Source organism: Escherichia sp. MOD1-EC6842, assembly GCF_002965705.1.
In the GTDB taxonomy this organism is placed as follows: Bacteria; Pseudomonadota; Gammaproteobacteria; order Enterobacterales; family Enterobacteriaceae; genus Escherichia; species Escherichia ruysiae.
Genome location: NZ_PTRF01000008.1, coordinates 82,048 through 105,407, shown reverse-complemented (window position 1 = coordinate 105,407; position 23,360 = coordinate 82,048). Strand labels below are relative to the sequence as shown.

Sequence of the window (23,360 nt, the reverse complement as noted above, 5' to 3'; positions counted from 1 at the left end):
AGTTCTGACGCTACCGGGCTCATTTCGAGAAATTATCCCCGTCACCCCTTCATCCACATCCGAACGCCGTCGAGGAACATCTGGGTTGCCATCATCACCAGAATCAATCCCATCAGGCGTTCCAGTGCATTCACCCCTTTCTCGCCCAGCAGACGTAAAAATAGCGATGACTGCAGCAGGATGACAAATGTGCCGCCCCAGGCCAGCAGCAGGGCAATCACCAGATGCCCCATCTGATTGGGGTACTGATGAGACAGCAACATCAGCGTGGCGAGAATCGTCGGCCCGGCGACCAGCGGAATGGCTAATGGCACGATAAATGGCTCTTCACCGGCCGGAAGCCCACTGCTGTTTCCCGATGCGCTGGGGAAAATCATCTTAATGGCAATCAGAAACAGAATGATGCCGCCAGAAATAGAGACGGTTTCCGCCCGCAGACTAAGAAATGCCAGAATTTTCTCACCCGCAAACAGGAACACCAGCATCACCAGAAGAGCAATAAGCAACTCTCGCACCATGATTGCCCGACGTCTTTTCGGTTCAGTATGTTTCAGTACGGACATGAAAATAGGTAGGTTTCCGAGCGGATCCATAATCAAGATCAATAAAACTGCTGCAGAAATGATTTCATTCATAACTCAAGTTCCCTGATAATTGCGTTGGACTTTCTGCGTGCTATGAAAGCAGGATAAGTCGCATTACTGATTGCTTCGCTATCATTGATTAATTTCACTTGCGACTTTGGCTGCTTTTTGTATGGTGAAAGATGTGCCACGAGGACACCGGCACATATATACAGCACACATCTTTGCAGGAAAAAAACGCTTATGAAAAATGTTGGTTTTATCGGCTGGCGCGGTATGGTCGGCTCCGTTCTCATGCAACGCATGGTTGAAGAGCGCGACTTCGACGCCATTCGCCCTGTCTTCTTTTCGACTTCCCAGCCTGGTCAGGCTGCACCGTCCTTTGGCGGTACTACCGGCACACTTCAGGATGCCTTTGATCTGGAGGCGCTGCAGGCCCTCGATATCATCGTAACCTGTCAGGGCGGCGATTATACCAACGAAATCTATCCAAAGCTCCGTGAGAACGGGTGGCAAGGTTACTGGATTGACGCAGCATCGTCTCTGCGCATGAAAGACGACGCCATCATCATCCTTGACCCAGTCAATCAGGACGTCATTACTGACGGATTAAATAAAGGCATCAGGACTTTTGTGGGCGGTAACTGTACCGTAAGCCTGATGTTGATGTCGTTAGGCGGTTTATTCGCCAATGATCTTGTTGATTGGGTTTCCGTTGCAACCTACCAGGCGGCTTCCGGCGGTGGTGCGCGACATATGCGGGAGTTGTTAACCCAGATGGGCCAACTGTATGGTCATGTGGCGGATGAACTCGCAACCCCGTCCTCTGCTATTCTCAATATTGAACGCAAAGTCACGACCTTAACCCGCAGCGGCGAGTTGCCGGTGGATAACTTTGGTGTTCCGCTGGCGGGTAGCCTGATTCCGTGGATCGACAAACAGCTTGATAACGGTCAGAGCCGCGAAGAATGGAAAGGGCAGGCGGAAACTAACAAGATCCTCAACACATCTTCTGTGATTCCGGTAGATGGTTTATGCGTGCGTGTCGGAGCATTGCGCTGCCATAGTCAGGCATTCACCATCAAATTGAAAAAAGATGTATCGATTCCGACCGTGGAAGAACTGCTGGCGGCTCACAATCCGTGGGCGAAAGTCGTACCAAACGATCGGGAAATCACTATGCGTGAGCTAACCCCAGCAGCCGTTACTGGCACGCTGACCACGCCTGTAGGCCGCCTGCGTAAACTGAATATGGGGCCAGAATTTCTGTCAGCCTTTACCGTGGGTGACCAGTTGCTGTGGGGTGCAGCGGAGCCGCTGCGCCGGATGCTTCGTCAACTGGCGTAATCTTTATTCATTAAATCTGGGGCGCAATGCCGCCCCTTTTAGTGCGTAATACAGGAGTAAGCGCAGATGTTTCATGATTTACCGGGAGTTAGATAGAGCATTGGCTATTCTTTAAGGGTGGCAGAATACATGAGTATTCACTGCCTTACCTGAAGGGAGGACGACGCAGAGAGGATGCACAGAGTGCTGCGCCGTTCAGGTCAAAAAAATGTCACAACCAGATGTCAAAAATCAGTTGGATGGGGTGACACAATAAAACAGGAAGACAAGCATGTCCGTTCGTATCGATAGAGACGTGATAAACGCGCTAATTGCAGGCCATTTTGCAGACCCATTTTCCGTACTGGGAATGCATAAAACTACAGCAGGACTGGAAGTCCGTGCCCTTTTACCTGACGCCACCGATGTGTGGGTGATTGAACCAAAAACCGGACGCAAAGTCGCTAAACTGGAGTGTCTCGACTCTCGTGGATTCTTCAGCGGCGTCATTCCACGACGTAAGAATTTTTTCCGCTATCAGTTGGCTGTTGTCTGGCATGGTCAGCAGAATCTTATTGATGACCCTTACCGTTTTGGCCCTTTAATTCAGGAAATGGATGCCTGGCTGTTATCTGAAGGTACTCACCTGCGCCCGTATGAAACCTTAGGCGCACACGCAGATACCATGGATGGCGTTACCGGCACGCGTTTTTCTGTCTGGGCACCCAATGCCCGCCGAGTCTCGGTTGTTGGGCAATTCAACTACTGGGATGGTCGTCGTCATCCGATGCGCCTGCGTAAAGAGAGCGGCATCTGGGAACTGTTTATCCCTGGCGCGCACAACGGTCAGCTCTATAAATACGAAATGATTGATGCCAATGGCAATCTGCGTTTGAAGTCTGATCCTTATGCCTTTGAAGCACAGATGCGTCCGGAAACCGCTTCCCTTATTTGCGGACTGCCTGAAAAGGTCGTGCAGACCGAAGAGCGCAAAAAAGCGAATCAGTTTGATGCGCCAATCTCTATCTATGAAGTTCATCTGGGTTCCTGGCGTCGTCACACCGACAACAACTTCTGGTTAAGCTACCGCGAGCTGGCCGATCAACTGGTGCCTTACGCTAAATGGATGGGCTTTACCCATCTCGAACTGCTGCCAATTAACGAACATCCATTCGATGGTAGTTGGGGCTATCAACCGACGGGTCTGTACGCGCCAACTCGCCGTTTTGGTACTCGCGATGACTTCCGCTATTTCATTGATGCCGCACACGCAGCCGGTTTGAACGTTATTCTTGACTGGGTGCCGGGGCACTTCCCGACTGATGACTTTGCACTTGCCGAATTTGACGGAACAAATCTGTATGAACACAGCGATCCGCGCGAAGGCTATCATCAGGACTGGAACACGCTGATCTACAACTATGGTCGCCGTGAAGTCAGTAACTTCCTTGTCGGTAACGCGCTGTACTGGATTGAACGTTTTGGTATTGATGCGCTGCGTATCGATGCGGTGGCGTCGATGATTTATCGCGACTACAGCCGTAAAGAGGGCGAGTGGATCCCCAACGAGTTTGGTGGACGCGAGAATCTGGAAGCGATTGAATTTTTACGCAATACCAACCGTATTATCGGTGAGCAAGTTCCTGGCGCGGTAACGATGGCGGAGGAGTCTACTGACTTCCCTGGCGTTTCTCGTCCGCAGGATATCGGCGGCCTCGGCTTCTGGTACAAGTGGAACCTCGGCTGGATGCACGACACCCTGGACTACATGAAGCTCGACCCGGTTTATCGTCAATACCATCACGATAAACTCACCTTCGGGATGCTCTACAACTACACTGAAAACTTCGTCCTGCCGTTGTCGCACGACGAAGTGGTGCACGGCAAAAAATCGATTCTCGACAGAATGCCGGGCGATGCATGGCAGAAGTTTGCCAATCTGCGAGCCTACTATGCCTGGATGTGGGCGTTCCCAGGCAAAAAACTGCTGTTCATGGGCAATGAATTTGCTCAAGGGCGTGAGTGGAACCACGACGCCAGCCTTGACTGGCACCTGCTGGAAGGCGGCGACAACTGGCACCACGGTGTCCAGCGTCTGGTGCGCGATCTGAACCACACTTATCGCTATCACAAAGCATTGCACGAGCTGGATTTTGACGCGTATGGCTTTGAATGGCTGGTGGTGGATGACCATGAACGTTCGGTGCTGATTTTTGTTCGCCGTGATAAAGAGGGTAATGAAATTATCGTTGCCAGTAACTTTACGCCGGTGCCGCGCCATGATTATCGCTTTGGCATTAATCAGCCGGGTAAATGGCGTGAAATCCTCAATACGGATTCCATGCACTATCACGGTAGCAATACCGGTAATGGCGGCGCAGTACACAGTGATGAGATCGCCAGCCACGGTCGCCAGCATTCATTAAGCCTTACGCTACCGCCGCTGGCCACTATCTGGCTGGTTCGGGAGGGATAATGACACAACTTGCCATTGGCAATCCCGCTCCTCTTGGCGCGCATTACGACGGCCAGGGCGTTAACTTCACGCTCTTCTCCGCTCATGCCGAACGGGTAGAGCTGTGTGTGTTTGACGCTCAGGGCATCGAACATCGGTATGATTTGCTAGGACGAAGTGGTGACATCTGGCACGGTTATCTGCCGGATGCGCGCCCGGGTTTGCGTTATGGTTACCGCGTTCATGGCCCATGGCAACCCTCCATGGGGCATCGCTTTAACCCGGCGAAGTTGTTGATTGATCCTTGCGCGCGGCAAATTGTCGGGGAATTTAAAGATAACCCGCTGCTGCACGCCGGGCATAGTGATCCTGACTATCGCGACAACGCTGCTATTGCGCCGAAATGCGTAGTGGTCGTGGATCACTATGACTGGGAAGATGATGCCCCGCCGCGCACGTCGTGGGGCAGTACCATCATTTATGAAGCCCATGTCAAAGGCTTAACCTACTTGCACCCGGAGATCCCGGTCGAGATCCGTGGAACCTATAAAGCCCTGGGGCATCCGGTGATGATCAACTATTTAAAACAGTTGGGCATTACCGCACTGGAACTGCTGCCGATCGCGCAATTTGCCAGTGAGCCGCGCTTGCAACGAATGGGGTTGAGTAACTACTGGGGTTACAACCCGGTGGCGCTGTTTGCACTGCATCCGGCGTATGCATGCTCGCCCGATACGGCGTTGGATGAGTTCCGCGATGCAGTCAAAGCCCTGCACAAAGCGGGCATTGAGGTCATTCTCGACATCGTTCTCAACCACAGTGCGGAACTGGATCTCGACGGCCCGTTATTCTCCCTGCGCGGGATCGATAACCGTAGCTATTATTGGATAAGAGAAGACGGCGATTATCACAACTGGACTGGTTGCGGCAATACGCTCAATTTGAGCCATCCAGCTGTGGTGGAGTACGCCAGCGCCTGTCTACGCTATTGGGTGGAAACTTGTCATGTTGATGGCTTCCGCTTCGATCTCGCTACAGTCATGGGGCGAACGCCGGAGTTTCGTCAGGATGCGCCTCTGTTTACGGCTATTCAGAATTGCCCGGTACTTTCGCAAGTGAAGCTGATTGCCGAACCGTGGGATATCGCGCCTGGCGGCTATCAGGTGGGGAATTTCCCGCCGTTGTTTGCCGAGTGGAACGATCATTTCCGCGATGCCGCCCGGCGCTTCTGGCTGCACTATAACCTGTCGCTGGGGGAGTTTGCCGGACGTTTTGCTGCTTCCAGCGATGTTTTTAAACGTAATGGCCGTCTGCCGAGTGCTGCGATTAATCTGGTCACAGCGCATGACGGTTTTACGCTTCGCGACTGCGTTTGTTTTAACCATAAACACAATGAAGCAAACGGAGAAGAAAATCGCGACGGAACCAACAACAATTACAGTAACAATCATGGTAAAGAAGGGTTAGGCGGTACTCTTGATCTGGTTGAACGGCGGCGCGACAGCATTCACGCCCTGTTAACAACGTTGTTGCTCTCCCAGGGTACGCCGATGTTACTGGCCGGTGACGAACACGGTCACAGCCAGCATGGCAATAACAATGCTTACTGTCAGGATAACCAACTAACGTGGTTGGACTGGTCGCAAGCAAGCAGTGGCTTAACCGCGTTTACCGCCGCGTTAATCCATCTGCGCAAGCGCATTCCTGCTTTGGCAGAGGATCGCTGGTGGGAAGAAGGCGACGGCAATGTCCGTTGGCTGAATCGATATGCTCAATCTTTAAGCTCGGATGAGTGGCAGAACGGGCCAAAGCAGCTGCAAATTTTGCTTTCGGATCGTTTCTTGATCGCAATAAACGCCACGCTTGAGGTAACAGAGATTGTTTTACCTGCTGGGGAGTGGCGTGCCATTCCCCCATTCGCTGGAGAGGATAACCCAGTGATTACGGCTGTCTGGCCGGGACCTGCACACGGACTGTGTGTGTTCCAGAGATGATAAAAAAGGAGTTAGTCATGATTAGTTTAGAGAAGAACGATCACTTAATGTTGGCGCGCCAGCTGCCATTGAAGTCTGTTGCCCTGATTCTGGCGGGGGGACGTGGTACTCGCCTGAAGGATTTAACCAATAAACGAGCAAAGCCTGCCGTACACTTCGGCGGCAAGTTCCGTATTATCGATTTTGCACTGTCCAACTGTATCAACTCCGGTATCCGTCGTATGGGCGTGATCACCCAGTACCAGTCTCACACTCTGGTACAGCATATTCAGCGCGGCTGGTCGTTCTTCAATGAAGAAATGAACGAGTTTGTCGATCTGCTGCCAGCGCAGCAGAGAATGAAAGGGGAGAACTGGTATCGCGGTACGGCAGATGCCGTTACCCAAAACCTCGACATTATCCGCCGTTATAAAGCGGAGTACGTAGTGATCCTGGCGGGTGACCATATCTACAAGCAAGACTACTCGCGTATGCTTATCGACCACGTCGAAAAAGGCGCACGTTGCACCGTTGCTTGTATGCCTGTACCGATTGAAGAAGCCTCTGCATTTGGCGTTATGGCGGTTGATGGAAACGATAAAATTATCGAATTTGTTGAAAAACCGGCTAACCCGCCGTCAATGCCAAACGATCCGAGCAAATCTTTAGCGAGTATGGGGATCTACGTCTTTGATGCAGAGTACCTGTATGAATTGCTGGAAGAAGACGATCGTGATGAAAACTCCAGCCACGACTTTGGTAAGGATTTGATTCCAAAAATTACCGAAGCAGGCCTCGCCTATGCGCATCCATTCCCGCTCTCTTGTGTACAGTCCGACCCGGACGCCGAGCCGTACTGGCGTGATGTTGGGACACTGGAGGCTTACTGGAAAGCGAACCTGGATCTGGCTTCTGTCGTGCCGGAACTGGATATGTACGATCGCAACTGGCCGATTCGCACCTACAATGAATCATTGCCGCCAGCGAAATTCGTTCAGGATCGCTCCGGTAGCCATGGGATGACCCTTAACTCACTGGTTTCCGGCGGTTGTGTGATCTCTGGTTCGGTGGTGGTGCAGTCCGTTCTGTTCTCACGCGTTCGCGTGAATTCATTCTGCAACATTGATTCCGCCGTATTGCTGCCGGAAGTATGGGTAGGTCGCTCGTGCCGTCTGCGTCGCTGCGTCATTGACCGCGCTTGTGTCATTCCGGAAGGAATGGTGATTGGTGAGGATGCAGAAGAGGATGCACGTCGTTTCTATCGTTCAGAAGAAGGCATTGTGCTGGTTACGCGCGAAATGCTACGGAAGTTAGGGTACAAACAGGAGCGATAATGCAGGTTTTACATGTATGTTCAGAGATGTTCCCGCTGCTTAAAACCGGCGGTCTGGCTGATGTTATTGGGGCATTACCCGCAGCACAAATCGCAGACGGCGTTGACGCTCGCGTACTGTTGCCTGCATTTCCCGATATTCGCCGTGGCGTGACCGATGCAAAGGTGGTATCTCGCCGTGATACCTTTGCCGGACATTTCACGCTGCTGTTTGGGCATTACAACGGGGTTGGCATTTACCTGATTGATGCACCGCATCTCTACGATCGTCCCGGAAGCCCGTATCACGATACCAACTTATTTGCTTACACCGACAACGTATTGCGTTTTGCACTGCTCGGATGGGTTGGAGCGGAGATGGCAAGCGGGCTTGACCCATTCTGGCGCCCCGATGTTGTGCACGCGCACGACTGGCATGCGGGTCTTGCGCCTGCGTATCTGGCGGCACATGGGCGTCCGGCGAAGTCGGTGTTTACTGTACACAACCTGGCCTATCAAGGCATGTTTTATGCACATCACATGAATGACATCCAATTGCCATGGTCATTCTTTAATGTTCACGGGCTGGAATTCAACGGGCAAATCTCTTTCCTGAAGGCCGGATTGTATTACGCCGACCACATTACAGCGGTTAGTCCGACCTACGCTCGTGAGATCACTGAACCACAGTTTGCCTACGGTATGGAAGGTTTACTCCAGCAGCGTCATCGTGAAGGACGACTTTCCGGCGTACTGAACGGCGTGGACGAGAAAATATGGAGTCCAGAGACGGACTTACTTTTAGCCTCGCGTTACACCCGCGATTCATTGGAGGATAAAGCGGAGAATAAGCGCCAGTTGCAAATCGCAATGGGGCTTAAGGTTGACGATAAAGTGCCGCTTTTTGCAGTGGTGAGCCGTCTGACCAGCCAGAAAGGACTGGATTTGGTGCTGGAAGCCTTACCGGGTCTTCTGGAACAGGGCGGACAACTGGCACTGCTCGGCGCGGGCGATCCGGTATTGCAGGAAGGTTTTCTTGCTGCAGCGGCGGAGCATCCCGGCAAGGTTGGTGTACAGATTGGTTATCACGAAGCATTTTCGCATCGCATTATGGGCGGCGCGGACGTCATTCTGGTTCCCAGTCGTTTTGAACCGTGCGGCTTAACGCAACTTTATGGATTGAAGTACGGCACGCTGCCACTGGTGCGGCGTACCGGTGGGCTTGCTGATACGGTTTCTGACTGTTCTCTTGAGAACCTTGCAGATGGCGTCGCCAGTGGGTTTGTCTTTGAAGATAGTAATGCCTGGTCGCTGTTACGGGCTATTCGACGCGCTTTTGTTCTGTGGTCTCGCCCTTCACTGTGGCGGTTTGTGCAACGTCAGGCTATGGCAATGGATTTTAGCTGGCAGGTCGCGGCGAAGTCGTACCGTGAGCTTTACTATCGCTTGAAATAGTTTTCAGGAAATGCCTATATGAATGCTCCGTTTACATATTCATCGCCCACGCTAAGCGTAGAAGCTCTTAAGCACTCTATCGCTTACAAGCTGATGTTTACGATTGGAAAGGATCCGGTCGTCGCCAATAAACATGAATGGCTGAACGCAACGTTATTTGCTGTGCGCGATCGTCTCGTGGAACGCTGGTTACGTTCGAATCGTGCCCAGCTGTCGCAAGAAACTCGCCAGGTTTACTACCTGTCGATGGAGTTTTTGATTGGCCGTACTCTCTCCAACGCCATGCTGTCGTTAGGTATTTATGACGATGTCCAGGGTGCGCTGGAGTCGATGGGATTAAATCTCGAAGAGTTGATTGATGAAGAAAATGACCCGGGTCTCGGTAACGGTGGCCTGGGGCGTCTGGCCGCCTGCTTCCTGGATTCGCTGGCGACGTTAGGGTTGCCGGGGCGCGGTTACGGCATCCGTTATGACTATGGTATGTTCAAACAGAACATCGTTAACGGCAGTCAGAAAGAGTCTCCGGACTACTGGCTGGAGTACGGCAATCCGTGGGAATTTAAACGCCACAATACGCGCTACAAAGTGCGTTTTGGCGGCCGTATTCAGCAAGAAGGTAAGAAAACGCGCTGGATTGAAACCGAAGAGATTCTGGCCGTGGCTTACGACCAAATCATCCCCGGTTATGATACTGACGCGACCAACACTTTGCGTCTGTGGAGTGCTCAAGCCAGTAGCGAAATTAATCTTGGTAAATTTAACCAGGGTGACTACTTCGCGGCAGTGGAAGATAAAAACCACTCTGAGAACGTATCCCGCGTACTGTACCCGGATGACTCCACCTATTCCGGACGTGAACTGCGTTTGCGTCAGGAATATTTCCTGGTATCTTCGACCATTCAGGACATTTTAAGTCGCCATTATCAGTTGCATAAAACCTACGATAACCTGGCGGATAAAATCGCGATTCACCTCAACGACACCCATCCGGTGCTGTCGATTCCTGAGCTGATGCGTCTGCTGATCGATGAGCACAAATTTAGCTGGGACGACGCTTTTGAAGTGTGCTGCGAGGTCTTCTCCTACACCAACCACACGCTGATGAGCGAGGCGCTGGAAACCTGGCCGGTCGATATGCTGGGTAAAATTCTGCCGCGCCATTTGCAGATTATCTTTGAAATCAACGACTATTTCCTGAAAACCTTGCAGGAGCAGTATCCGAACGATACTGACCTGCTGGGACGGGCGTCGATCATTGATGAATCGAATGGGCGTCGTGTGCGCATGGCCTGGCTGGCTGTTGTGGTCAGCCACAAAGTTAACGGCGTATCGGAGCTGCACTCTAATCTGATGGTGCAATCGCTGTTTGCTGACTTTGCGAAGATCTTCCCTGGACGTTTCACCAACGTTACCAATGGTGTGACTCCGCGTCGCTGGCTGGCGGTGGCGAATCCGTCGCTTTCAGGCGTGCTGGATCAACACCTCGGTCGTAACTGGCGTACCGATCTGAGTCAATTAAACGAGTTGCAACAGCATTGTGATTTTCCGATGGTCAATCATGCTGTTCATCAGGCGAAACTGGAGAACAAAAAGCGTCTGGCGGAGTACATCGCCCAACAATTGAATGTGGTGGTGAATCCGAAGGCGCTGTTTGATGTGCAAATCAAACGTATTCACGAATACAAACGTCAATTGATGAATGTGTTGCACGTGATCACCCGCTATAACCGCATCAAGGCCGATCCAGATGCGAAGTGGGTTCCACGAGTGAATATCTTTGGCGGTAAGGCGGCTTCGGCCTATTACATGGCGAAGCACATTATCCATTTGATCAATGACGTAGCGAAAGTGATCAACAACGATCCACAGATTGGCGATAAGCTGAAAGTGGTGTTTATCCCGAACTACAGCGTCAGCCTGGCGCAGCTGATCATTCCGGCAGCCGATCTTTCCGAACAGATTTCGCTGGCGGGTACGGAAGCCTCCGGCACCAGTAACATGAAGTTTGCACTTAACGGCGCACTGACTATCGGTACGCTGGACGGTGCGAACGTCGAGATGCTGGATCATGTCGGTGCGGATAATATCTTTATCTTTGGTAACACTGCGGAAGAAGTGGAAGAACTGCGTCGTCAGGGCTACAAACCGCGTGAATACTACGAGAAAGACGAAGAACTGCATCAGGTGCTGACGCAAATCGGCAGCGGCGTGTTCAGTCCGGAAGATCCGGGACGCTACCGCGATCTGGTTGATTCGCTGATCAACTTTGGCGATCACTACCAGGTGCTGGCGGATTATCGCAGCTATGTCGATTGTCAGGATAAAGTTGACGAACTGTACGAACGTCCGGAAGAGTGGACAGCCAAAGCGATGCTGAACATCGCAAATATGGGCTATTTCTCTTCTGACCGGACTATTAAAGAGTACGCCGATCTTATTTGGCATATTGATCCGGTGAGATTGTAATTTCGCCAAAAATAGAACGGGGCCAAAAGGTCCCGTTTTTTTTCGCCTTTATTTCGGAAAAGTGTCCAGCGGGGCGAAGATAGTGGAGGAGTATAATTTCGCCATTCAGAAAGAATGGACAGAATGATGCAAAACAAAAAATGGATTTTGATCTCGCTGGTAATGACTTTTTTCGGTATTCCCATACTGGCGCAATTTTTGGCAGCGGTTATTGCCACGCTGGGTGCGACTCGATGGCGCGACGGCAGCATAACCCATTTATGCTTCTGCCTTTTATGCGTTAAACGTTATATCGGAAGATTTTCACGTCTGAGATATCTGGATAACTCTCGCACGCCAGAAGCGTATAACAAAATCGTTAAGGGCGATGCCGATATTATTTTCGTGGCGCAACCTTCCGGTGGGCAGAAAAAACGGGCAGAGGAATCGGGCGTCACTTTGATATACACCCCCTTTGCCCGCGAAGCATTTTTTTTCATCGTCAATACGGATAATTATTTTTTATATTGCGCCAGAGAAATCAGCTTTGCTGGAAAATATCCGTAATTTCTTTCTGAGTGTTGTTTGGGTGCCCCCTGAATTTTTCGCCATTTTGGCTCCAGCCGTGGACTGAGTTAGTCGGTTCGATAAGTGCACAGCTTGGTTTTGCGCTGGGATATTACTGCCAGTGGCGTAGCAAAAATAGAAGCCAGAGGTGGAAGTGGGGCGGGTGGGGAATGTGCCTGAGTTTTGTTACGTTGGGTATGATGGTGTGGGCTTTGCGATAATTCCCTGAATCCAAAAGTTATTGAGATTGAAATTTGACCACAGATTGTTGGCAAAGTGCGCTTTGTTCATGCCGGATGCGGCGTGAACGCCTTATCAGGCCTACAAAACCATGCAAATTTAATATATTGCATAAGCTACGTAGGCCTGATAAGCGTAGCGCATCAGGCAGTTTTTGTGTTTATCATCAGTCTCAGGTCAGATTGAAATCTGACCTGACCACCTTACGTTAAATCACGACGCCAGCGACAATTTCTGCTGCGTATACTCGACCAGCCACTGACTTACACGAGACTGTTGCTGCGCATTCAGCCACATGCCTTGTTTCGTGCGACGCCACAGGGCATCGTCGGCGCGGCGTACCCATTCGTGGTCGACCAGATATTTCAGCTCCGCTTCGTAGAACTCATGACCGAAATCTTCCCCAAGATCGCTTATCGTCTCTGCATTGCCGAGCAACAGCTCGCTGTTGCTGCCGTAAGTGCGCGCGTAATGACGTGCCAGCGATTCCGTAATGAACGGATAGCGGCGGCGCAGGCGGGCGGCATAATCGTCGCGGTCGCCTTCAATGGCACCACCCGGCAGCACGCTCTCTTTCGTCCACGCCGGGCCAATACCCTGATAATACGGCGTCAGTTTTTCCAGCGCATGTTCCGCCAGTTTACGATAGGTCGTCAGCTTGCCGCCAAATACCGACAGCAGCGGTGCTTTGCCGTTTTCATCATGGATATCAAGCGTGTAATCACGAGTAATAGCCTGCGGTGAGTCGGACTCATCATCACACAGCGGGCGCACGCCCGAGTAGGTCCAGACGATATCGTCCCGGCTTAACTGTTTTTTAAAGTGCGCGTTATACACTTTCAGCAGGTAATTGATTTCACTCTCTTCAATCTTTACTGCCTTCGGATCGCCTTTGTACTCCACGTCGGTGGTGCCGATGATGGAAAACTCGTCCATCCACGGGATCACGAACACAATACGTTTATCTTCGTTTTGCAGAATGTAGGCTTGCTTCTGGGTATGCACACGCGGCACCACAATATGGCTGCCTTTGATCAGGCGAATGCCATAAGGCGAAGGCAGATGCATCCCGTCGTCGAAGAACTGTTTCACCCACGGGCCGGTAGCATTAACCAGGCCGCGCGCCTGCCAGGTGTATTTTTTGCCGGTATCGATATCTTCCGCTTCCACAATCCACAGGCCGTTTTCGCGGCGGGCAGAAGTAGCACGAGTACGGGTAAGCACTTCGCCGCCTTTACGCACCACCATCTGGGCGTTGGCGAGTACCAGACGAGCGTCGTCTACCCAACAGTCGGAATATTCGAATCCGCGCTTAATTTCCGGCTTTAACACTGAATTTGCGCCAAAACGCAAACCGTTTGATCCCGGCAGGCTGGTGCGTTTACCCAGATGATCGTACATAAACAGACCAATACGAATCATCCACGCCGGGCGCAGATGCGGGCGATGCGGCAGGCGAAAACGCATCGGGAAGGCGATATGCGGCGCCATCTTCAGCAGCACTTCACGTTCAGCCAGCGCCTCGCTGACCAGGCGGAATTCATAGTGCTCAAGGTAGCGCAGGCCACCGTGAATGAGTTTTGAACTGGCGGAAGAGGTCGCGCAAGCGAGATCCTGCGCCTCCAGCATCAGCACGGATAAACCGCGTCCAGCGGCGTCTGCCGCGATACCAGCACCATTGATGCCGCCACCTATCACAATCAGATCTTTGGTTTCCATGCTGCCCTCATTCACTTTCGTTAAAGCTCATAAATGTTCGTTATCGAACATATTAGCAAAGAATCGCGCTTTGGGTAACATTGAAAAAACATTTTAGAGTGATATGTATAACATTATGGCGTTTATCTGCCGCTTCGACGTAAACTGTGCGGTAAATTTGCCCACTTGTTTGTAAAGAAAGAGAGACGCATGGATCAGTTCGAATGTATTAACGTTGCCGACGCGCACCAGAAGTTGCAGGAAAAAGAGGCGGTGCTGGTCGATATTCGCGATCCACAGAGTTTCGCAATGGGGCATGCGGTGCAGTCTTTCCATTTAACTAACGACACGCTTGGCGCGTTTATGCGTGATAACGACTTTGACACTCCGGTGATGGTGATGTGTTATCACGGCAATAGCAGCAAAGGCGCGGCGCAGTATCTGCTGCAACAGGGCTACGATGTGGTCTATAGCATTGACGGCGGCTTTGAAGCCTGGCAGCGTCAGTTTCCCGCAGAGGTGGCGTACGGCGCGTAACGCTTTATACTGTCCCCTTTTGTGTGGAATAAGCGACAGCAACGATGTTGATGATTACCTCTTTTGCTAACCCCCGCGTGGCGCAGGCGTTTGTTGATTACATGGCGACGCAGGGTGTTATCCTCACGATTCAACAACATAACCAAAGCGATGTCTGGCTGGCGGATGAGTCCCAGGCCGAGCGCGTGCGGGCGGAGCTGGCGCGTTTTCTCGAAAACCCGGCAGATCCGCGTTATCTGGCGGCGAGCTGGCAAGCGGGCCATACCGGCAGTGGCCTGCATTATCGCCGTTATCCTTTCTTTGCTGCCTTGCGTGAACGCGCGGGGCCGGTAACTTGGGTGATGATGATCGCCTGCGTGGTGGTGTTTATCGCCATGCAAATTCTCGGCGATCAGGAAGTGATGTTATGGCTGGCCTGGCCATTCGATCCAACACTGAAATTTGAGTTCTGGCGTTACTTCACCCACGCGTTAATGCACTTCTCGCTGATGCATATCCTTTTTAACCTGCTCTGGTGGTGGTATCTCGGTGGCGCGGTAGAAAAACGTCTCGGTAGCGGTAAGCTAATTGTCATTACTCTCATTAGTGCCCTGTTAAGCGGCTATGTGCAGCAAAAATTTAGCGGGCCGTGGTTTGGCGGGCTTTCTGGCGTGGTGTATGCGCTGATGGGCTACGTCTGGCTACGTGGCGAACGCGATCCGCAAAGTGGCATTTATCTGCAACGTGGGTTAATTATCTTTGCGCTGATCTGGATTGTCGCCGGATGGTTTGATTTGTTTGGGATGTCGATGGCGAACGGAGCACACATCGCCGGGTTAGCCGTGGGTTTAGCGATGGCTTTTGTTGATTCGCTCAATGCGCGAAAACGAAAATAATTCCAGGGATTTATAAATGAAACAAACACAACGTCACAACGGTATTATTGAACTGGTTAAACAGCAGGGTTATGTCAGTACCGAAGAGCTGGTAGAGCATTTCTCCGTCAGCCCGCAGACTATTCGCCGCGACCTCAATGAGCTGGCGGAGCAAAATCTGATCCTGCGCCATCACGGCGGCGCGGCGCTGCCTTCCAGTTCGGTTAACACGCCGTGGCACGATCGTAAAGCCACCCAGACCGAAGAAAAAGAGCGCATCGCCCGCAAAGTGGCGGAGCAAATCCCCAACGGTTCAACGCTGTTTATCGATATCGGCACCACGCCGGAAGCGGTGGCGCACGCGCTGCTTAATCACAGCAATTTGCGCATTGTCACCAACAATCTCAACGTTGCTAACACGCTGATGGTAAAAGAAGATTTTCGCATCATTCTCGCCGGTGGCGAATTACGCAGCCGCGATGGCGGGATCATTGGCGAAGCAACGCTCGATTTTATCTCCCAGTTCCGCCTTGATTTCGGCATTCTGGGGATCAGCGGCATCGATAGCGACGGCTCGCTGCTGGAGTTCGATTACCACGAAGTTCGCACCAAACGCGCCATTATTGAGAACTCGCGCCACGTTATGCTGGTTGTCGATCACTCGAAATTTGGTCGTAACGCAATGGTCAATATGGGCAGTATCAGCATGGTCGATGCCGTCTACACCGACACCATGCCCCCTGCGGGCGTGATGCAGGTGCTGACGGACCACCATATTCAACTGGAGCTGTGCTGATCCTGCACGGCTTCCCACGTCAGACCAAAACGCGCCAGGTATTTGCGTAGCCGATCTGCGTCATTGACGCTGGCTTTGCCCTGGCGCGAAACGTCAAAAAGCTGACGTCCGGCAGCAGAAAGCGACTTTGCCTGACGGCAGACAGCGATAACGTTTTCCAGTTGTATGCGGTCAAAGAGATCGATGTTTTCCATCTCCGCGCCCAGCAACGCTGTAAGCGCCGAAGGGCGGCTTTCCTGCCAGTTGTAGCGCAGACGGTTTATCTCATCTTCCACCACTTCCAGAGTGATGCGTCCGCTAGTGGCAAAGGTTGCCATGCGCGTAACGCTGGCAGAAAGCTCGCGAAAGTTACCGCGCCATGTCGCCTGGGGAGATGTCGCAAAGGTCAGCCAGGCACGCCGCGCTTCGGTGTTAAAACGCACGCTGTCACCGGTGAGTGAGGCGTGGCGCTCCACTTCATAATCCAGATTAGGCTCGATATCCTCCTGACGCTGGTGCAGCCCCGGCAGGGTGAAGGTCCAGAGATTGATCCGCGCGTACAGATCTTCGCGAAATTTGCCTTCGGCAACCAACTGGCGCAAATCGCGCACCGTTCCGGCGATAAGCTGAAAATCGCTACTCACCTGGCGATCGCTACCAAACGGGTAAAAGGTTTTTTCTTCAATGGCTTTTAGCAGCATGGCTTGCTCGTCTGCGCCCAGTTCGCCGATCTCATCGAGAAACAACATCCCGCCGTTGGCGCTGCGTAACAAACCTTCCCGCGATTCCCGCGCCCCGGTAAATGCGCCTTTCACATGACCAAACAGCGCCGACATGGCGGTATCGCCGCGCAGGGTGGCGCAGTTCACTTCTACAAACGCGCCGCTAAACTGATGCCGCGCCTGTTTTAATTCAAAAATGCGCCGCGCCAGAAACGATTTACCTGCGCCGGTCGGGCCGTTAAGCAGGATCGGCGCGCGGGATTTAATCGCTACTTTTTCGATCTGCTCAATCATGCGGTTGAAGTGGGGGTTACGCGTGGCGATGCCTGATTTGAGGAAATCGAGTGTTTGCTGGCGTTCTTTGGCAAAGCGGCTGGCAATCGCGTTATAACGGCTTAAATCGAGATCGATAATCGTCACCGCGCCTGGGCTATCGGGCTGTTCTTTTTTGCGTGGTGGTGAAGTTTGCGCCAGTCGGGCGGGCAGGTAACGTGCTTCTGCCAGCAGAAACCAACAAATCTGCGCGACGTGGGTGCCGGTGGTGATGTGAATTAAATAGTCTTCTTTATCAGGTTGAAACGTGTAATGACGGGCGAAATCATGCAGGCAGGCGTAAACCTCTTCGAAATCCCACGGGTTATGCAGTTCTATCTCAACGCCCACCACTTCTGTTTCTGGCGAAACGCTGGCGATATCGCGTTTAAGCGTTTCAAACAGCGAGCGTGAGCGGGCGTCGTGCAACAATTCCAGCCGGTCGATGACCAACGATTCTTGCTGACATAAGCAGAGCGTCGGGCGCCATTTCGACCAGCGTTGGCTGCCACGCCCGGCATAATCCAGTACGGTTCCGACAAAGCCAAAAGCCACTGTTTTACGCATCTTAGATATCCTTATAAAAGACGATATTTCATTATCGGGTAAGTGACTTTATAGAAAATCTCCGTTTACGGACTTTGTACTTTTAATTAAATAAAAACAATCAATTATAAATTTAATTTGCTGATTTTATTTTTTGGCACGACGGTTGCAATTATGGACAGCAAACAACGAAACGAGAAAAACAAAATGAATTACGAATTACTGACCACTGAAAATGCCCCGGTAAAAATGTGGACCAAAGGCGTGCCGGTAGAAGCCGATGCGCGTCAGCAACTTATTAATACGGCGAAGATGCCGTTTATTTTCAGACATATTGCGGTAATGCCTGATGTGCACCTGGGAAAAGGTTCCACCATTGGTAGCGTGATCCCAACGAAAGGGGCGATTATCCCGGCGGCGGTAGGTGTGGATATTGGCTGTGGAATGAATGCGCTGCGTACCGCGTTAACGGCGGCGGATCTGCCTGAAAACCTGGCGGAGTTGCGCCAGTCGATTGAAACTGCCGTACCACACGGGCGTACTACCGGGCGTTGTAAACGTGATAAAGGCGCATGGGAAAATCCGCCTGTTAATGTCGATGCTAAATGGGCTGAGCTGGAAGCGGGTTATCAGTGGTTAACGCAAAAATATCCGCGTTTCCTGAACACTAATAACTATAAACACCTGGGAACGCTGGGAACCGGCAACCACTTTATTGAAATCTGCCTTGATGAGTCGGATCAGGTGTGGATTATGTTGCACTCCGGTTCACGCGGAATCGGTAACGCCATCGGAACTTACTTTATCGATCTGGCGCAAAAAGAGATGCAGGAAACGCTTGAGACGTTGCCGTCGCGTGACCTGGCGTACTTTATGGAAGGTACGGAATACTTTGATGATTACCTGAAAGCCGTGGCCTGGGCGCAGCTTTTTGCCAGCCTTAACCGCGATGCAATGATGGAAAACGTAGTAACGGCGTTGCAGAGCATCACGCAGAAAACGGTAAGACTGCCGCAAACTCTGGCGATGGAAGAGATCAACTGTCACCACAACTATGTGCAAAAAGAACAGCACTTTGGCGAAGAGATCTATGTGACGCGTAAAGGCGCGGTATCTGCGCGTGCCGGGCAGTACGGAATTATTCCTGGGTCGATGGGCGCGAAAAGCTTTATCGTGCGCGGGCTGGGAAATGAAGAGTCATTTTGCTCATGCAGCCACGGTGCCGGACGCGTGATGAGCCGTACCAAAGCAAAAAAACTGTTTAGCGTGGAAGATCAGATTCGTGCCACCGCGCATGTGGAATGCCGTAAAGATGCCGAAGTGATCGACGAAATCCCGATGGCGTATAAAGATATTGATGCGGTGATGGCGGCACAAAGCGATCTGGTGGAAGTGGTTTACACCCTGCGTCAGGTAGTGTGCGTAAAAGGATAAATAATGAAAAGGATGATTGCGCTGGATGGCGCACAGGGCGAAGGCGGCGGGCAGATCCTGCGCTCGGCGCTGAGCCTGTCGATGATAACCGGTAAACCGTTCACCATCACCGGCATTCGTGCCGGGCGGGCGAAACCGGGGCTGTTGCGCCAGCATCTGACGGCGGTAAAAGCGGCGATGCAAATCAGCGATGCAACGGTTGAAGGTGTGGAGCTGGGATCGCAGCGCCTGGTCTTCCGGCCCGGCACCGTGCGCGGCGGCGATTACCGCTTTGCTATCGGCAGTGCCGGAAGTTGTATGCTGGTGCTGCAAACGGTGCTGCCCGCGCTGTGGTTTGCCGATGAGCCATCGCGTGTTGAAGTGAGCGGTGGCACCGATAACCCGTCGGCGCCGCCTGCCGATTTTATCTGCCGGGTGCTGGAACCGCTGCTGGCGCGGATGGGGATTCAGCAGCAAACAACGCTGTTGCGCCACGGTTTTTACCCTGCTGGCGGCGGTGTGGTGGCAACGGAAGTTACGCCGGTGGCATCGTTTAACACCTTGCAACTTGGTGAGCGCGGAAACATTGTGCATATGCGTGGAGAGGTGCTACTGGCTGGTGTGCCGCGCCATGTTGCTGAGCGTGAAATCGCTACGCTGGCGGGTAGTTTTTCACTGCATGAGCAGACTATTCATTCCTTGCCGCGCGAGCAGGGGCCAGGAAATACCGTCTCGCTGGAAGTCGAAAGTGAAAATATCACTGAACGCTTTTTTGTCGTCGGTGAAAAGCGCGTCAGTGCCGAAGTGGTCGCTGCCCAACTGGTGAAAGAGGTTAAACGCTACCTGGCAAGCCCGGCTGCGGTAGGGGAATATCTCGCAGACCAGTTGGTGCTGCCGATGGCGCTGGCAGGCGCGGGGGAATTTACGGTCGCCCATCCCTCATGCCATCTGCTGACCAATATCGCGGTGGTGGAGCGTTTCTTGCCAGTGCGGTTTACTCTGGCTGAAACAGATGGCGTAACGCGGGTTAGCGTTGAATGATGCAGAGAGGTAAGTCGGATCAGGTGCGTTATCCGACCAAACTCACACCCCATATCCCATCATTTTCAGCAGTTTCTGCGCGTGCTGTACCGCAGCCTGACGGTGAGCAACGCCGAGTTTTTGATACAGATTGCGGATATGCGTTTTGATGGTGGTTGCTGCCACTTCCAGTTCGCCCGCAATTTGTTCGTTACTGTAACCGGAGTAAATCAGCCCCAGTACCTGCCATTCGCGTTGGGTCAATGGGCTGGTGCGGATCAGTTCCGGCACTTCCGGGTGATTTAGCAGACGTTCGACAAAACTCTCGTCAAAGTGAGCGAACTTGTGTCGGTGATGTTGATTGATTTCCCGCAGGATACGCTGCGCGCGGTGCTGTTCCAGTTCCGGCAGCGTATTGAGTTGAATCAGCTGGCGTAACTGCTGCGCCATCGCTTCGCCTTCGATGACAAAATGACTGATAAATCCGGTGCGATTCGCCAGTTTTAATGCGTCCAGCAACACGCGCTGAGCGTCGCTTTTACGTCCGGCCTGCCAGTACAACTGATTGAGTAACAGCAGGTTGCGGTTCAGGTCGCTCATCAGCCGCAGACTGCGGGCATTTTCGTTGAGTTCTTCGAGGACAATTTCCGCAGGCTCAAACTCGCCCAGCAAAATTTGTGCACGGGCAATGTTGCGCCATTGGCCTTGCAGGAAGTGGTTGTTCGCAAACTCCGGTTTGGCCGTGTGACGCAACCAGTTGGCAGCGGCGGCTTTGTCGCCAGTCATTTGCCAGTAAATCACCCGAACTTTGTTGGCGTTAGAGATCCAGTCGCTGTGATATTTGCCATTCCCCAGCAGGTTTTCCAGGCGGTTAAGTTGGCTGCGGGCGTTATCCAGATCGCCACGAGCCAGCGAGCATTGAATTAACATTGCCAGGCACTGAAGCTGTTGCTGAGGCTGATAAGAAGATAAAACTTCGATCCCGCTACGCGCCGAGGCTTCGGCTTCATCCAGCCGTGCCCATGCCCATAACAGTTGCGCACGGATGCGTACCAGAAACTCATGCATTGGCAGCTGTTCCAGATGCTGCTCGTTGATCAGCTGGAACGCTTTTTCCTGCGTTTCCCACGCGGTTTGCAGGAATCCCTGAGCAAACAGAATTTCACTTTGCTGGATTAAACTCCATAAGGCGTAGTGCCAGACATCGTGCTGGCGTGCCATCTGTTCGGTTTGCTGCATTAACGCCAGAGAGCGGGTCAATTCGCCTTTGCAGTGCAGCACTTCACCCAGCACCGAGGTTGCCACAATGCGGCTGTAGAACCAGCCCGGAGGCAGTTCTTCCAGTGCCAGTTTTGCCAGTCGTTCGGCTTCTTCCGGATTACCATCGTTAATGGCGACCTGGGCGCGCAGAGCGTTAAATTCTGCGTGCATGGTGCCTTCCCTGATACCCTGGATCTCGTGTTCGGCTCGTGCCAGCAGGGTATTTACTTCACCGTAGCGATGCTGACTTTGCATCAACCAGGCCTGCAACAACACTAGTTGTGGATTTTCCAACAGGCTGTCCCACGGCAGGGCTTTAAGCGACTCTTCCAGCAGCGACAGTTCGCTGTGGTTGAACAAACTCCAGGCGTGATTCAGCAGAATATCGCGTAGCATCAAAGCGTCGCCTGCCGCCAGCGCATGATGAATGGCTTCGCTGGGAAAACCTTGCGCCATCCAGCTTTCTGCGGCGGCGCGGTGGATTTCCGGCAATTCCGCCGCCAGTTCCCACTGGCAGCGTTGGCGCAGGAAGTTGCCAAACAGCGGGTGATAGCTGAACCATTCGCCAGTATCATCCATCCGTTGCAAAAACAGCCCCTGACGCTCAATCTCCTCAAGACGCATTTGCCCGTTTTCTTCGCCGGTCACGCGGGTGATTAGCGCATCATTCATCGAGCGCAAAATGGCGCTTTTTAGCAGGAAATGACGAGTGGCCAGATCAACGTTATCTAACACCTCATCGACCAGATAATCAGAAAGATGACTGGCATTGATGCCCGCCAGACGACGCGCTGATTTATGAGCTGAGTGGGTATTTTGCTTTGCTGAAAGCGCAATTAGCTGCAACGCCGTCGCCCAGCCGGACACGTCATCGCAAATCCGGCTGCTTTCTGCGGCTTCAATCGGCGATGACAGACGGCAATCAAAGAACTGTTTCGCTTCCTGATGGGTAAATGTCAGTTGCTGGCTGCCAATTTCCAATAGTTGGTCACGCACGCGCAGATTGGCAATGCCCAACTGCGGAAGGTTGCGTGACAGCACCACCAGAGTGAGATTTTCTGGTTGATGGCGAATGAAGAAGCGCATTGATTCGTGGATCACCGGATTGGTGATCAAATGGTAATCATCGATTACCAGGTAAAGTGGACTATGCCATTCCGCCAGTTCGATGAAAAGCTGGGCAAATAGTGACGTCAGACTGGCATATTGCCGTTTTTGCGTCATTGTTTCACTGATGGCGCAGTGACCGCTGGTTGCCTGTTGCACGGCGGCGATCAGATAGCTGGCGAAACGTTCTTGCTGGTTATCGCCTTCATCAAGCGAGTACCAGCCCAAATCGTTTTTTCCTGCCGCCCATTGGGATATGAGCGTTGTCTTTCCGTAACCCGCAGGACTTGTGATTAGCACCAGCCTGAAGTTGTTCGCGCCGGAAAGTTTAGCCAACAGGCGCTCACGAACCACAGTATGGTCGAGTCGAACCGGACGACTTAATTTTGACGGAATCAGCATAGTTAATCACTTCACTGTGGAAATTGAGGAAATATTATTTTTTTTGCGCTTCGTAATTAATAGTTATAAGTTCGGTCAGAAAACTGTGCAATGCAAGCGATGACGATTTTTTATGTGTCTGAATTTGCACTCTGTCACAATTCCAAATCTTTATTAATACTCCGTCTTAAAACAACGCAAATGCAGCGTGGATACTGGATTTTAGGGTGTTTTCTTTCAGTTCAAAAGCCTTATTAAAGCAACGATACCGCCTTAATTCCTGATGAAAGGTCTATCTAAAAACTTGATCTTAATAAATCTATTAAGAGTGAGATGACCCTCAATGGATATTTCATTGCTGAAACTATTTCGCCGCTT

General features: G+C 52.1%; 15 protein-coding genes and 2 pseudogenes. 13 read left to right on the top strand and 4 right to left on the bottom strand.

Annotation, left to right across the window (positions count from 1 at the left end):
- Positions 1-41: 41 nt before the first annotated feature.
- Positions 42-635 carry an NAAT family transporter YhgN gene (yhgN, locus tag A7Z29_RS11920; protein ID WP_001002547.1) on the bottom strand — a complete coding sequence of 198 codons (594 nt, stop codon included), beginning with the start codon at positions 633-635 and terminating at the stop codon, positions 42-44.
- 192 nt (positions 636-827) lie between these two features.
- Between yhgN and asd the strand changes: the two genes are divergently transcribed.
- The 8 genes and pseudogenes from asd to A7Z29_RS23720 all read left to right on the top strand — a co-directional run.
- Complete coding sequence (gene asd, locus A7Z29_RS11915) at positions 828-1,931, top strand: aspartate-semialdehyde dehydrogenase (protein ID WP_000799967.1); 1,104 nt, start codon at positions 828-830, stop codon at positions 1,929-1,931.
- 271 nt (positions 1,932-2,202) lie between these two features.
- Positions 2,203-4,386, top strand: coding sequence for a 1,4-alpha-glucan branching enzyme (glgB, locus tag A7Z29_RS11910; protein WP_105290278.1), 2,184 nt, complete (start codon positions 2,203-2,205; stop codon positions 4,384-4,386).
- Positions 4,386-6,359, top strand: a complete 1,974-nt coding sequence (gene glgX / locus A7Z29_RS11905) for a glycogen debranching protein GlgX (protein ID WP_105290277.1) — start codon at positions 4,386-4,388, stop codon at positions 6,357-6,359. The genes glgB and glgX overlap by 1 nt, the downstream gene beginning before the upstream one ends.
- Before the next feature lie 17 nt (positions 6,360-6,376).
- Positions 6,377-7,672, top strand: coding sequence for a glucose-1-phosphate adenylyltransferase (glgC, locus tag A7Z29_RS11900; RefSeq protein ID WP_000624234.1), 1,296 nt, complete (start codon positions 6,377-6,379; stop codon positions 7,670-7,672).
- Positions 7,672-9,105, top strand: coding sequence for a glycogen synthase GlgA (gene glgA, locus A7Z29_RS11895; protein ID WP_001197629.1), 1,434 nt, complete (start codon positions 7,672-7,674; stop codon positions 9,103-9,105). Before glgC ends, glgA begins: the two co-directional genes overlap by 1 nt.
- Positions 9,106-9,123: 18 nt before the next feature.
- The gene (gene glgP, locus A7Z29_RS11890; protein ID WP_000993435.1) at positions 9,124-11,571 is read left to right on the top strand and encodes a glycogen phosphorylase; all 2,448 of its coding nucleotides are present in this window, start codon (positions 9,124-9,126) and stop codon (positions 11,569-11,571) included.
- Positions 11,572-11,791: 220 nt separating this feature from the next.
- Positions 11,792-12,066: pseudogene (locus A7Z29_RS23725) on the top strand (phosphate ABC transporter substrate-binding protein); the annotation flags it as partial.
- Positions 12,065-12,338: pseudogene (locus A7Z29_RS23720) on the top strand (hypothetical protein); the annotation flags it as partial. The pseudogenes A7Z29_RS23725 and A7Z29_RS23720, both read left to right, overlap by 2 nt.
- Before the next feature lie 232 nt (positions 12,339-12,570).
- Here A7Z29_RS23720 and glpD read toward each other — a convergent pair.
- Positions 12,571-14,076 carry a glycerol-3-phosphate dehydrogenase gene (gene glpD / locus A7Z29_RS11875; RefSeq protein WP_000448110.1) on the bottom strand — a complete coding sequence of 502 codons (1,506 nt, stop codon included), beginning with the start codon at positions 14,074-14,076 and terminating at the stop codon, positions 12,571-12,573.
- Positions 14,077-14,265: 189 nt separating this feature from the next.
- Here glpD and glpE point away from each other — a divergent pair, with 189 nt between their 5' ends.
- From glpE to A7Z29_RS11860, 3 genes are read left to right on the top strand one after another with little or no spacing between them, the layout of a single operon-like run.
- Entirely contained in the window at positions 14,266-14,592 is a 327-nt protein-coding gene (gene glpE, locus A7Z29_RS11870) for a thiosulfate sulfurtransferase GlpE (RefSeq protein ID WP_105290276.1), read from the top strand.
- Between the two features lie 44 nt (positions 14,593-14,636).
- On the top strand, positions 14,637-15,467 hold the full coding sequence (gene glpG / locus A7Z29_RS11865; RefSeq protein ID WP_000928723.1) for a rhomboid family intramembrane serine protease GlpG: 831 nt from the start codon (positions 14,637-14,639) through the stop codon (positions 15,465-15,467).
- A 16-nt stretch (positions 15,468-15,483) separates the two neighbouring features.
- Positions 15,484-16,242, top strand: a complete 759-nt coding sequence (locus A7Z29_RS11860) for a DeoR/GlpR family transcriptional regulator (RefSeq protein ID WP_000815101.1) — start codon at positions 15,484-15,486, stop codon at positions 16,240-16,242.
- Here A7Z29_RS11860 and rtcR read toward each other — a convergent pair.
- Positions 16,224-17,822 carry a DNA-binding transcriptional regulator RtcR gene (gene rtcR / locus A7Z29_RS11855; protein ID WP_105290275.1) on the bottom strand — a complete coding sequence of 533 codons (1,599 nt, stop codon included), beginning with the start codon at positions 17,820-17,822 and terminating at the stop codon, positions 16,224-16,226. The two genes, A7Z29_RS11860 and rtcR, sit on opposite strands and share 19 nt — an antisense overlap.
- Before the next feature lie 186 nt (positions 17,823-18,008).
- Between rtcR and rtcB the strand changes: the two genes are divergently transcribed.
- On the top strand, positions 18,009-19,235 hold the full coding sequence (gene rtcB / locus A7Z29_RS11850; protein WP_105290304.1) for an RNA-splicing ligase RtcB: 1,227 nt from the start codon (positions 18,009-18,011) through the stop codon (positions 19,233-19,235).
- A gap of 3 nt (positions 19,236-19,238) precedes the next feature.
- Positions 19,239-20,255 carry an RNA 3'-terminal phosphate cyclase gene (gene rtcA, locus A7Z29_RS11845; RefSeq protein ID WP_000827112.1) on the top strand — a complete coding sequence of 339 codons (1,017 nt, stop codon included), beginning with the start codon at positions 19,239-19,241 and terminating at the stop codon, positions 20,253-20,255.
- Positions 20,256-20,297: 42 nt separating this feature from the next.
- On the opposite strand, the gene malT is transcribed toward rtcA, so the two are convergent.
- Positions 20,298-23,003, bottom strand: a complete 2,706-nt coding sequence (gene malT / locus A7Z29_RS11840) for an HTH-type transcriptional regulator MalT (protein ID WP_032226671.1) — start codon at positions 23,001-23,003, stop codon at positions 20,298-20,300.
- Positions 23,004-23,360 lie beyond the last annotated feature (357 nt).